This is a genomic window from Aliiglaciecola sp. 2_MG-2023 (genome assembly GCF_030548145.1).
Classification (GTDB): Bacteria; Pseudomonadota; Gammaproteobacteria; order Enterobacterales; family Alteromonadaceae; genus Aliiglaciecola; species Aliiglaciecola lipolytica_A.
Map to the genome: position 1 here is coordinate 44,673 of NZ_JAUORY010000014.1, position 13,344 is coordinate 58,016.

7 protein-coding genes are annotated in these 13,344 nt (G+C 42.1%); 3 read left to right on the forward strand and 4 right to left on the reverse strand.

Features of this window, described 5'->3' with window-relative positions; genetic code table 11:
* Nucleotides 1-88 precede the first annotated feature (88 nt).
* Complete coding sequence (locus Q4567_RS14375; RefSeq protein WP_216047106.1) at nt 89-943, forward strand: LysR family transcriptional regulator; 855 nt, start codon at nt 89-91, stop codon at nt 941-943.
* Nucleotides 944-1,118: 175 nt separating this feature from the next.
* On the opposite strand, the gene Q4567_RS14380 is transcribed toward Q4567_RS14375, so the two are convergent.
* The 4 genes from Q4567_RS14380 to Q4567_RS14395 all read right to left on the reverse strand — a co-directional run bounded on the left by Q4567_RS14380 (nt 1,119) and on the right by Q4567_RS14395 (nt 8,917).
* Nucleotides 1,119-2,747 carry an amidohydrolase gene (locus tag Q4567_RS14380; protein WP_303500835.1) on the reverse strand — a complete coding sequence of 543 codons (1,629 nt, stop codon included), beginning with the start codon at nt 2,745-2,747 and terminating at the stop codon, nt 1,119-1,121.
* Entirely contained in the window at nt 2,747-4,354 is a 1,608-nt protein-coding gene (locus tag Q4567_RS14385) for an amidohydrolase (RefSeq protein ID WP_303500836.1), read from the reverse strand. Before Q4567_RS14385 ends, Q4567_RS14380 begins: the two co-directional genes overlap by 1 nt.
* A 100-nt stretch (nt 4,355-4,454) precedes the next feature.
* Entirely contained in the window at nt 4,455-6,056 is a 1,602-nt protein-coding gene (locus tag Q4567_RS14390; RefSeq protein WP_303476633.1) for a peptidase dimerization domain-containing protein, read from the reverse strand.
* 32 nt (nt 6,057-6,088) lie between these two features.
* Entirely contained in the window at nt 6,089-8,917 is a 2,829-nt protein-coding gene (locus tag Q4567_RS14395; protein WP_303500837.1) for a TonB-dependent siderophore receptor, read from the reverse strand.
* A 1,053-nt stretch (nt 8,918-9,970) separates the two neighbouring features.
* Between Q4567_RS14395 and Q4567_RS14400 the strand changes: the two genes are divergently transcribed.
* Nucleotides 9,971-11,479, forward strand: coding sequence for a DUF4397 domain-containing protein (locus tag Q4567_RS14400; RefSeq protein WP_303500839.1), 1,509 nt, complete (start codon nt 9,971-9,973; stop codon nt 11,477-11,479).
* 132 nt (nt 11,480-11,611) lie between these two features.
* The gene (locus tag Q4567_RS14405) at nt 11,612-13,276 is read left to right on the forward strand and encodes a DUF3466 family protein (protein WP_303500840.1); all 1,665 of its coding nucleotides are present in this window, start codon (nt 11,612-11,614) and stop codon (nt 13,274-13,276) included.
* Nucleotides 13,277-13,344 lie beyond the last annotated feature (68 nt).

Consider the following 13,344-nt stretch of genomic DNA (forward strand, 5'->3'; position numbering starts at 1 on the left):
AATAATAAATATGAGCTCATAAGATTTTAATATGGCTTTAATAAGGCATAAACTAAAAAATGCCACCCCACTTTACAGGAGTGAAGCCATGAAAAATTTATCTATCGATTTTCTACGTTCATTTGTGACTATTGCGCAAACAGGCAGCTATACCATGTGCGCAGAGCGGCTTAAACGCACGCAACCTGCTATCAGTTTGCAGATAAAAAAACTTGAAGAAGTTGTTGGTGAAAAACTTTTTTTGCGTGAAGGGAATCGACTTACCCTAACGTTAGCCGGCAGTAAGCTATTAGAATTTGGCATGAAAATACTTATGCTAAATGATCAGGCAATGGCCGAATTTGGTAAACCTCAAGTCAGCGGAAACATCAAATTGGGAATTCCAAGTGAGTTCTCCACAACTTTGATGCCTAAGATAATTCGCCGATTTACCCACACTTACCCGGAAGTCTCCTTAGAAGTGCATTGTGCGCTAAGCAAAGACTTGGTTTGTGAGCCCCTTAAAAGTCAATTTGATCTAATATTATCCCTACAGGAACAACCCGATCCTGATCAGGAAGGTTTTATCATTACCGATCAGTTAGTTTGGGTGGGCAGCCAAAGATACGTTAATAAAGTGCCAAATAAACTTCCGCTTATTGCAGCCCCCGCCCCTTGCATTTATCGCAAACGGGCAACGAATGTTTTAGGCAAGTGCAAAAAACAGTGGCAAATTGTGTATACCATCTCCGATTTAAACGGTATTCAGGCGGCAATTAACGAAGATTTAGGCATCACTGTATTAGCAAGAAGCACTGTGCCACCCGGCCTTTTTGTGTTGCCACCGCAAGCCGATTTACCTGATTTAGGTTACATTGGCGTATGCTTGTTGAATCCACAGAAAGTGCGTTCCGAAGCCATTGAGTTACTGGCCAAAGATATGGTTGCACAACTGGCGATTTAAACAAACTGAGTATTTAGCTTGATGAAAGTTGATGATGATCGCAGATTAAAAGTAATTATCTAAAAAAACAGCACCTCAAGGTAAACCTTGGGTGCTGGAAATTGCTCTAGGGAGCACACACACGAACACAAATTGCTATTATTATTTATCTACCACACTTTCATATCAGACCTAACTAGGGTTTAGCTTTAACTGTTGGATATTTCACACCAAGCTGGTCCATATAAGTTTCATATTTATCCGCATCATAGTAATAAGCCCGCATTTTCGCTCGATAACGCTGCATAATCTCCTCGTTTAGCTGAGTTTGCGGTTTGTCATCTTTGCGCAGTAGCGACTGGTATTTAACCTCTTTCGTTTGTACATCGGTAAAGTAGTCAGACACCTCTTTCATTAACTGCGGATCAGTAAATAGATCGATCATGGTCATCCCGTGGGCTTTCGCTCCTGCAATAATACCTTTATGAGCGATTGGCGTAGCCATCGACACGGCATTAGACCAGTGATGACCAGGCAAATTAGGAATATTAGATGGGTACAACATAAAGATAGTTGGCACACTCCATGAGATATCGCCTACATCGTCAGAGGGGCCACCGGTTGGTACTTTAGGCTTGCGAGGATCACCAATCGGCATCACCTTGCTATACAAACCAACAGCACTGGCACCAATCTCGGTTTGAACTGCTTTGGCCAAAGTGATGTCTTCAGCAGACCATTGGGGCATACCAACCGCTTTAATGTTTTCATAAGCACGCAATGCCATAGGTTTATTAAAGTGTCCGGGCCAAGCCGTTCCCATGACGACTGAATCCCAAGAGGTATCGGTCATCAGTGCTGCGCCTTCGGCAATTTTGTCACCCACTTCCCACAACGCTTTAATGTGGTCGTAGTCCATTTCACGAAAGTAATACCATGCCGTTGCTTTAGATGGCACTACATTAGGTTGGTCACCACCATCAGCAATCACTGAGTGAATGCGTTGCGCTAAGCGTAAATGCTCTCGACGGTAATTTAGTCCGACGCTCATCAGCTCTACAGCATCTAAAGCACTTCTTCCTCGCCAGGGACCACTAGCACTGTGGGCTGACTCACCATAGAAATTATATTGAACTGACACTAAACCTGACATACCCACTTCTCCGTAGAAAGTGCCAAAACCACTTCCTACATGTGAGTACAAGACCGCATCTACATCATCAAAATACCCGTCACGCACATAATAAGCTTTGGTAGCGAGTTGCTCTTCAGCCACCCCAGGCCAAAGCATGATTGTGCCTTCTATTTGATGCTCAGACATATAATCCTTAAGGGCCAATGCAGCAATAATATTCACCACCTGACCTGAATTATGACCTTCACCATGACCAGGAGCTCCATCAACAATGGGGTCATGATAGGCGACACCGGGTTTTTGCGAGCCTTTAGGAATACCATCTAAATCAGTACCTAGCGCAATAACCGGTTTTCCGCTTCCCCACTTGGCTATCCATGCTGTGGGAATATCAGAGATACCTTTTTCGACTGTAAACCCCTGCTCCGTGAGAAATTGGGTTAAATAAGCAGAAGTTTCAATTTCTTGAAACCCCAACTCGCCAAAGGAATAGAGGGTGTCATTCATGACTTGCGCTAATTTCTTCTGGCCTTCAATTTTCGCTGCGATTTGCTCTTTAGCGGCTCGACGCTCACTGTCACTTAAACTCGCAGCCGAACTTTGACTGATAGCGACAACGAAAATTGCCGCTACTCGCAAAGTTGCCGGTAGGGTGCGGTTCAGAAGTTCTGAGATAAAGCCACCTTTCATTATTCTTTCACCATTGGATACTCAATACCTAACTGCTCAAGGTACGTATCGTACTTTTCAGGATCGTAATAAAAAGGTCGCATCTTTTCTCTAAATTCACCCATGATATTCTCATTCAAATGAATTTGTGGCTTATCGGTATCACGTAAAAATGATTGATATTTCATATCTTTGGTTTGAACATTGTCGAAATAGTCTTGCACCTCAGCCATCAATTCAGGATCGGTGAATAAATCAATCATCGTCATGGCATGTGCTTTAGCACCTGCAACAATCCCCTTGTGAGCAATAGGCGTAGCCATTGCTACTGCGTTGGACCAGTGGTGTCCTTGCAAATTAGGAATGTTTGAAGGATAAGACAGCCACATTGAAGGCGTTACCCAAGAGATATCTCCCATGTCGTCAGAGCCGCCGCCAGTCATTGTTTTAGGATCTGGGGGGGCAACAACAGGCATTACCTCTGTGGGTAAACCCGTTTGTGGCGCACCCACTTCTTTTTGCAATGATTTGGCCAGCAAAATATCGTCTTCAGACCACTCAGGCATACCGACTTTTTGGATATTTTCAAAGGCCCGCATTGCCATAGGTTTATTGTAATGACCAGGCCAAGCCGTTCCCATTACCGTTGAATCCCACGTGGTGTTAGTCATCAAAGCTGCACCCTGTGCGATTTTGTCACCCACTTCCCAAAGAGCTTTTACGTGTGGGTAGTCTAACTCTCTAAAGTAATACCAAGAAGTCGCCTTAGAAGGCACTACATTAGGCTGATCGCCACCATCGACCACTACCGAGTGAGTGCGCTGAGCGATGCGTAAATGCTCACGACGATAGTTAATACCCACACTCATCAACTCAACGGCATCTAATGCGCTTCTGCCACGCCAAGGTGCACCAGCACTGTGAGCAGACTCACCATAAAAATTATATTGGACTGACACCATCCCAGAGAAGAATGGGTTGCCATAAAACGTACCAAAACGGTTACCTACGTGGGAATACAGTACCGCATCAACATCGTCAAAATAACCTTCACGCACATAATAGGCTTTAGTGGCAAGCTGCTCTTCAGCAACACCAGGCCATAACATAATGGTGCCTTCAATATTGTTTTCTGACATATATTCTTTAAGCGCCATAGCAGCCAATATATTCACCACTTGGCCAGAATTGTGCCCTTCACCGTGGCCAGGAGCACCTTCAACAATAGGATCATGATAGGCGACACCGGGTTTTTGCGAGGCTTTGGGAATACCGTCTAAATCGGTTCCCAAGGCAATGACGGGTTTACCGGAACCCCAAGTGGCTACCCATGCCGTTGGAATACCAGCAATGCCCTTTTCTATTTTAAAGCCTTGTTCAGCTAAATGATTGGTTAGATAGGCTGATGTTTCAAACTCTTGGAAACCTAACTCACCGAAAGAAAAAATCATGTCGTTCATGACTTGAGCAAGTTTTGCATTTTTATCGACTGCGGCGGCAACTTGTTGCTTAGCCGTCTCGCGCTGTGCGTCGGTGAAGGTAGTTGCTAAAGTGCATTGAGAAAAAATTAAGCCAAGCATTGCCATGCCTGCCTTTTTGGTGAGACTTTTTTTAGTGAAACTTAACATCTTGATATGCTCCGAGACGTTCATTAACTATGATCACGGTGACCATTACTTATTCAACGAAAATATGGTGACAGCCAACGACTGCCACCAAATACCTGTACTAAGGGTTTTTAACGGTTGGATATTCGACACCTAATTGTTCTAAGTAGGTATCGTACTTTTCAGGATCGTAGTAGAACTTTTCCAATTCAGACTTGTAAGTTGCCATTATTTCTTTGTTTAAATGAATGGCAGGCTTGTCTTGAGGACGCAATAAAGGCGTGTATTTGTCTTCTTTCGTTTGCACGTTCTTATAATAATCCCATGCTTCATCCATCAACGCACTATTGGTCAACAAGTCGAATAAATTCAAGGCTTGCGCTTTAGCACCAGCAACAATCCCTTTGTGAGCAATAGGGGTTGCCATAGCAACTGAGTTAGACCAGTTGTGCCCGGGTAAATTAGGAATATTAGCTGGGTAGCGCAAGGTGATAGTAGGTACTTGCCAAGAAATATCACCAATATCGTCAGAACCGCCACCCGTTAACTTGGCAGGATCAGGCGGATCGAGTAACGGATTGAGCTCCGTTTTAAGGCCTTCCGGCGCGACACCAATTTCAGTTTGTAACGCTTTAGCCAAAGCGATGTCATCAGCTGACCACTCAGGCATGCCTACCAATTTGATATTTTCGTAGGCATCTTCAGCAATAGCTTTGTTCATATGTTGTGGCCAAGCTGAACCTAAAACCGTCGATGACCAAGAGGTATTACTCATCAGAGATGCCCCTTCTGCCATTTTGTCACCAATTTCCCACAAGGATTTAATATGGGGAAAATCAGTTTCTCTAAAGAAGTACCAGATACTCGCTTTTTGAGGTACAACATTTGGCTGGTCACCGCCATCTACAATTATAGAGTGGATGCGTTGGGATAAACGCAAATGTTCGCGGCGGTAATTAATACCCACACTCATTAATTCAACAGCATCTAATGCACTACGGCCACGCCAAGGAGAACCAGCACTGTGCGCAGATTCACCAAAGAAGTCATATTGCACTGAGACTAAACCGTTTCCTCGGCCAGCTCCCCAGCTCGTACTGAAACTATTGGATACGTGGGAAAACAATACAGCATCAACTTCATCAAAGTAGCCGTCACGGACGTAATAAGCTTTAGTCCCTAACTGCTCTTCAGCCACACCAGGCCAAATTTTAATGGTGCCATCGATATCATTTTTTTCCATGTACTCTTTAACGGTTAACGCCGCAAGGATGTTAACCACTTGCCCAGAGTTATGCCCTTCACCATGGCCAGGAGCGCCTTCAACAATAGGATCATGATAAGCCACCCCAGGCTTCTGAGAAGCCTTGGGGATGCCATCAATATCAGAGCCAAGGGCGATGACGGGACCGCCATCTCCCCAAGTCGCCATCCAAGCTGTTGGAATACCGGAAATACCACGCTCTATGGTAAATCCATTGTCTTCTAATATTTTGGTTAGGTATGCAGAGGTTTCAAATTCTTGGAAGCCTAATTCCCCAAAACTGAAGATCATATCGTTCATCACCTGCGCTTGCTTAGCTTTAGCACCGACTGCATCAATCAGTGTCATTTTTGCTTCCATACGCTCGACTTGAGACATATCTTCAAAAGCTGCAGCTGAACCAACAATTGACGTCATAGTTAAGCCAATGATGGCGTTTAAAACGTTGCGTTTAAACATGCTTTTGTCCTTTTTGATTAGCTTTTTGTTCATTACATTTCTACTCGGAAGCCAACTTTAAACTGACGACCCAATACGTCGTACAAACCGCGGTGTGTTTCTAAATAGCCAGGACGGTTTTCAGAACCTTGAGAAGCAGGAAATGCGACATCTGCCGGATCGGTGTCAAAGAGATTGCGGATTGATAGGTAAAATTCAGCTTCAGAGTCTTGACTAAAGCTAACTTTTTTAGCGGCATACAAATCAAAGTAAACTTCACCATCAACACTGTTGTCATTGATTGTGTAGTTAGGCGCAACACTTTCAGGACAACTAGAAGTACACTCAATATAAGCATTACTTAACACCCCATCACTGACACCTCGAGCGGTCAAATCAACCGTGACACCATCTAGGGTATAAGTTGCAGAAGCACGGTATTTCCAATCTGGTGTGCTAGTCGTATTGGCACCAGCAGAATCAACCGCAGTAACACCATTATCGGTGATACTTTCTAAATAATTAGTGGCTAAGAAACGCAATTTCAACGAACCAGGGGCATCAGCAAATGCATCAGCTAGGTCGAAGGTATAAGTCAAATCGTAATCCACACCTTTGGCCGTCATCACGTTTAGGTTGTCATACAAAAGGTTGATGGTTTGTAGCGTACCTGTTTCATCATAAATCATGTTGTCACAGTATTTCTGGACACCAAATTCAACGCAGAATTCCGCGGTATCATCAGCTGATACGAAACTAATGATGCCATCGATTTCAACTTCGTAATAATCAATTGCAGCAGAGAAATTTTCTAAGAAGCTAGGACGTAAAATTACACCTATTCCCAAAGAATCGGCTTCTTCTGGCGCTACATCAGGGTTTCCTTGCAGGTTTTGAATCATAGGAACTGATGCGCCGTCGATTGTAACAGAGTTACTACGGGCAGTACCTGCAGCGTAGAGTTCACTCAAGTTAGGCGCACGGATATCACGTGACTTGGTTAAACGAAATGTTGCATCTTCGATCGGTTGATAGGTTAAACCCGCTTTCCAGGTAGTGACACCACCAGAGGTACTGTAATCGGTGTAGCGGACTGCACCATTAAAGTCTAAATCATCCATTAGTGGGATCAACGTTTCAACATAACCTTCGATTACATCGTAGTCACCTTCAGTCACTTTGTAGTTACCGTATTTCCAGCCTGATTGATATTGTGACTCGACATAACCATCCATTTCTTCTTTACGGTATTCAGCACCAAAAGCAACAGAAATTGGACCCGCCCAGCCCTCAAAATCACCGGTACTGAAGTTAACAGCAGCCACATTTTGAATAAATTCTTGTTCACGGCGCGGACGACCTAATACGTAATCCAATGCTTCGTCACTGGCAACACCTACACCTAGACGATTTAATGGAACACAGCCGTTACTGGGGTCAGTTAAGGTAGAACGACAAACAACTTCGCCAGTGGAAGAATCAACTACCGCATCGGTTGCCAAAGTTAAACGAGCTGAATTATAGGTAGGGGTCATATGCTCATCGGTTTTGGTTTTACCGTATTGATAATAAGCATCCCAAGTAAAGTACTTGCCGCCCATCTCAAATTCACCATCAGCACCCAATACAATTCGAGTGGTATCGCGGACGTTATTTGCGCCTGATGCAGGCATGTCGACATTACTTGTATTTAAACTAAAGCTCTCTAACCCTTCGTCTGCCATTTGCGTGGCTATTGAATCAGGTAAATATGCATTGTCAGCATATATAGTAACGCCTTTAGTGGTCGGATTGATGTAATAAGCTAAGCCTTCATATTCAGCATAAGAACCTTGCAAATACACCTCTGTTTCGCCAATCATATAACTCAGACGAGCAAATAAATTTTTACGTTCTTCATCGGCTGCTAAAGAGTTCGTGCCGACCATACCCGAAGAAGTATATTGCCAATCACCACCTTGCATCCACTGACCTGAAACATCGCCAAAAGCCAGCTGATTAACTGCGCCATCAACGCCAAAATAGGTACCATATAAAGGACCAGATGCGATCATTCCGCCTGGTGTATAATTAGAAATACCAATGCCTTCATCCACTAAGAAGAATGGAGAACCGTCGCTGGTATCAGGATTTATCATCCCAACATAACCTCTTTCTGCCCAATCTCGCGTCTCATAGTGAATGCCATTTGCAGAGTAGTATTCGCCACTTAATAATAAGTGCCCTGCTCCATCGGCCAATTCAGTACCGTAGGTTAGTACCACTTTGCCATTTTCTCTATCACTGTAGGTGGTTTCGCCATACTCAACTTGAGATTTAAAACCGGTATATTCTTTATCGAGTATAAAGTTCACTACACCACTCACGGCATCTGAGCCATATACAGAGGATGCACCGCCAGTTACCACCTCAACATTTTTGATCAATGCCTGTGGGAAAGTATTGGTATCTACCTGACCCGTTGATGCAGACACGACGTTACGCTGACCGTCGAATAACACCAAGGTACGACCGACACCCAAGTTTCTTAAGTTCAATGCTGCGATACCTGAGGCACCGTTACTCAATGAGCCGGATGATGTAGACGCGGTACTACTGCCGGTAACAGAAGGTAACGTATTAACAAACTCAGCCACACTTCCTGGTGCGTAAGCATTAATGTCATCTTGTGTCATTATGGTCACGGGTGCTGGCGTGTCATAGCCGTCCCTTGCTACCCGTGATCCTGTAATTTGTATCGATTCCAACTTGGAATCCTCACTCAAACTGTCGTATTCACTAGCTGCTTCCTGAGCAAGAGCGGTGTTCACTGCCAACATGCTAGAAATCAATGTAGCCAGATAGGTAACTCTATGCGTTTTTGATTTAATGGGGCTTTTCATGTGTTCTTCTCCTGTACAAAGGATGTAATAGTTATTTTTATTTGCTGATTTTTTGTGACTTAAAACATAAATGCATTTTCACGTCGTTACACTTGCAACGAGTTAAAAGCACAAGTCATACCTAAAACATTGATTTAAAAAATTATTATTGAATTCCTTTGAAGAAGTTAAATTGAAACAACCTAAAAAGATAAAAAAATATCTTTAATAACAGCAACTTGAAAGATATAAAAACATTTTATTTACAGGCTGTAACATATAAGATTTTCTTATTGAAATTTGAGGATTGAGATAAGATTAATTAATATTTTTTAAATTTGATAAAAAAATCTTATGCAAAAATAAACTTCATTTATGCATTTTGAAAACTCGCACTATTTCGATGCAATGGAATGGAAATACGGATGATAATTATACATTGGAGAATTTTTTAACCCGACTTAAAGTTATAAACATCCTAATTATGACCGCTTATAATGATATAATTTTCTATATGTCATGATTTTAGAAACATATTGTAATATACAATGAGACTTCCAATATTTTGCTCAACCCTAAACGCTGCGCTTACCCTAGCCCATTTCGACCTTCAAAAAAGAGTAAATATGCACTAAAAAGTGAATTTTTATTCAATCATTTCTGCTTTGCACCAAATTGGATGTTTTGTACATCATGAAATGTCATTTCAATTTTTTAGTGGTTAACACTTAACATTCATATAGGTGCGTTGAATAAAGCTCATCTCAAAACAGTTATAACTAAGCCAGAGTATTTGCATACTAAATTGATATTTGGATTAGTTAGGCGAAAAACCGCTACCTTTTTCCCAAAATAAATCATCGGATGCTCGTTGATTCATACGCTTCATGGTGACCTCTTAAGGGCTTTTAGCAAGTGAGATAACAAATTCATTTAGATCGTAAAGTTTCTGTAAAGACGCCCCTTACTAATGAACTAAGTAGAACTTAACTCTGTCCGAATCGCCATTGTGAGAAATATGACTTCTATGCTCATTACCTCGCTTTTGCCAACAATAATTAATGTGGAGAATCCATGAAAATCAGTAAGACCCCCCTTAAATTCACTTACTACCCTTGGGTATGTATGGGTTTAATGCTATTCGTACTAACTGGCTGTGGCAGTGACGACGACAGTTCAGGTTATATTAAATTCTATAATGCATCGGCGAATGCGCCTGGGGTTTACCTCACAGTTGATGAAGATTTAGATAATGACGACGACGATGAAATTGAACTTACCTACAGCGCTGTGGAGTTTGCAGAAGTCAGTGCAAATAACGAGTTGGATACGGGTAGCTATTATGTTGAATTAGCATGGCAGGATGAAGAAAGTAGTGATCGCAGTGATCTCGAAATGGTCTATCAGGAACAATTAAGCATCAACTCTGACAGCATTACGTTCCTTGCTATGACGGGCGATATTAGAGACCCCGAGGTACTTAAATTTGATATTGCGGTAGTCGATGACGATGATGACGACGACGATGACTTGTTTAACCTTAGGTTCTTAAATCTGCACCCTGACTACCAATATGTTGACGTATATATGTCTGCAGATAATGAAACTTTTAACGAAGCGGTATTTGTGACTAGCAGCAGTTATACCGAGTTGTCTGAAAATATAAAAATGGATCAAGATCAATATATTTTCTACATCACCGAAGCTGGCAGTGACGAGGTTATCTATACCTCTACGGATCAGTCGTATACCACCGTGAGCCAGTATGTCATCGTGTTACGTGAAAACGTTGGGGTTGGCTCTTCACCTTTTGCTATCGATAGCATTGGCACCAACGGCGTGACCCTATTAAATGATGTGGACTCAGAAGCCTCCTTTGGATTTTATAACGGTGTTGATGAATCCGATTATTTACCTAACTATCGTGGATACATGAATATTGATGTCAAATTAAATGATGATTCAGAGGTATTGATAGAAGGTTTAGCCACTGGAGAATTCAGTACTTCAACAACCACTGCAAATGGCGATTACGGATTTGATGTATTGGACACTTATACCGAAGACACCTTTATTAGTGATGCCTTGTTAAGCCTTGAAGAAAATGCTGACAGTACTATCTTCATTTATAGCAAAGTTGATCCTATTGATGATGACGAAGATGATGACATCGATGAAAATAGTGATGGTGTTGTAGACGGTTACGAAGCCACCATAAAATCACTCACAATTACCAAAAGCAACAGCTCAAGTATCTATAGTCATGGTATCAAAGTGGTTAACTTGTCTGATTCTGATGACTTTAGCCGTGTGACTTTTTACTTTGTATTGAGCGACGAAATAATATCAACGGCTGAAAGTAAATTATCAGTTTTAGAAACCAGCAGTGGTTCAGTTTCATTGCTCAATAATACCTACGATATTTTCGCCATTGCCACTATAGACGGTACCGACGTCATAATGGACAGCTTAACGATGACATTAGATGAAGACAGTGTTGAGCAATTTCTGATATTCGCAGAAAATGAGTCTATGCCCTCAGGTTATGAGATGACCTTAGTTAACCAAAAATCTGACGAGTAATCTGACAACTCCTCGCAAGTAAAATTACCGTAATTCCTTTATAAGTGCAGGCACAATTTAATTGTGCCTGCCATAAGAGATGCGTGAAATCTGCATGTGAGCGTAGCTAAAAAGCAGTAAACAGGAAATTCAATGAAAACAATCCGACTTGTACTAGCGCTGTCTTGCTCCTTATTATTGGGTTTTAAGGTCTATGGGGCGCAATACAAAGTAGTAGAATTACCAGTAGCCGAATTAGGAGAGAATTCGTCTCCCACGGACATTAACAGTATTGGTGAGGTCACCGTCAATCTCGTGACTAAATATAATCCACCGATAGACATATCGCTACTCGACTTCGATTCATTGTCTAGTTATTTGACAGACGTAGAATCAGCAAAAGTAGGTGATTTCAATGATGATGACTACGCATTTCTATATAGCTATATTCAATCTTTCGCTGAGAACCAGTTATACCAACAAATTTCCACACAAAACGGCTTTATAGCCACCGAGTCAGACAGTCAAGAGTTACACGGATTTGACAGTGTTGATTCCTCCACTGATGACTATAGCAATAGTACCTTTGTCGATCTGCAAGGGATTAACGACTTTGGTTATGCCGTAGGATACGGTTTTGACGGATTTTACACCCTCGATTATATCAATGAAGATATTGACGATGTTACCTATGTACTAAATGACTTTTATGTCAGAGGTTTTGCCTATATTGATGGCGATACAGTTGCCCTGCCTCCTCCTGACACCACGGCTGGCGGTCTAAGTTACGCCTTCGACATAAATGATAGTAACCAAGTTGTTGGCTATGGAACCACTGAGTTGGTATCAGATGAGTTTGCGCAAAGTGTAGAAGACTGTGCAGATGATGAAGTACGTGCTGATGTGCCAGAAGAATCCTGTTTACGCAGCTTGAGCATTGAACTGAACAGCAGCGTCACCACAATATCACAACGCCGAGGAATTATATGGCAAGTAGATGGACGCGGGAGCGTAACTGACACTTATGTTTTACCCATGCTAATCGAACCCGATAGCAGTGATGAAACCGTATATAGCAGCACAGCGGTAGCAATCAATGATTATGGGGTTGCTGTGGGAGAATCCCCTGATTACTACTTAGATACCACAACCCTTATTACATCGGCGGCTATTTATATAGATGATGAAGTCACTACAATTAACCAAGATGAGAGCGTTTATTCCAGTTCTGCTACGGCAATTAATAATGACAACATAGTGGTAGGTTATGCTTCAAAGTTAGTTCAAGGCAGTTTAGTCAATAAGTTTTTTGTTCACGATGTGGATGCTGACGTCACCGAATACCCAGATGATTTTTATACGACTGCCAATAGCTATGCTACTGATATCAATAATCAAAATATGATTATCGGATACGGAGATTCGGAACTCACCACTTCGGGTACAAGTCGTACCGGCGCTTTTCTATACGATTATCGAAATGACCTTTTCAATGAGATAAATACTTTGCTTGAATGTAATAGCGAGTACAACATCGTAGAAGTTCACGGCATCAACGATGACAATACCATTGTTGCCACAGCCACAGTAACAGAGGCGAGTCGCAATCTATCTGGCGAGATTATCTATGATGATTATGGCGCTGAAATTGAAACCACCCATTATGTGGCGGTAAAATTAGAACCAATTTCAGGCGGCTCTATAGATAATTGTGATGCACTAGAAGCGGAAGTTGAGCGCCAAGGCGGCAGTTTATTCTGGTTATTAATCATTACTCCATTGGCAATAATTAGATTATTTCGTACAAAACAACTGTAAAACTTACCCTAGCCTGCAGGCTTAAATCCCTAAGCAGCAGGCTCTTTATAACCGTCAACAATCTGTTA

Bases quoted from the DNA above. Each gene is read 5' to 3' on its own strand.
- Q4567_RS14375 (WP_216047106.1), top strand. From the start codon at position 89: ATGAAAAATTTATCTATCGATTTTCTACGTTCATTTGTGACTATTGCG.
- Q4567_RS14380 (WP_303500835.1), bottom strand. From the start codon at position 2,747: ATGAAAGGTGGCTTTATCTCAGAACTTCTGAACCGCACCCTACCGGCA.
- Q4567_RS14385 (WP_303500836.1), bottom strand. From the start codon at position 4,354: ATGTTAAGTTTCACTAAAAAAAGTCTCACCAAAAAGGCAGGCATGGCA.
- Q4567_RS14390 (WP_303476633.1), bottom strand. From the start codon at position 6,056: ATGTTTAAACGCAACGTTTTAAACGCCATCATTGGCTTAACTATGACG.
- Q4567_RS14395 (WP_303500837.1), bottom strand. From the start codon at position 8,917: ATGAAAAGCCCCATTAAATCAAAAACGCATAGAGTTACCTATCTGGCT.
- Q4567_RS14400 (WP_303500839.1), top strand. From the start codon at position 9,971: ATGAAAATCAGTAAGACCCCCCTTAAATTCACTTACTACCCTTGGGTA.
- Q4567_RS14405 (WP_303500840.1), top strand. From the start codon at position 11,612: ATGAAAACAATCCGACTTGTACTAGCGCTGTCTTGCTCCTTATTATTG.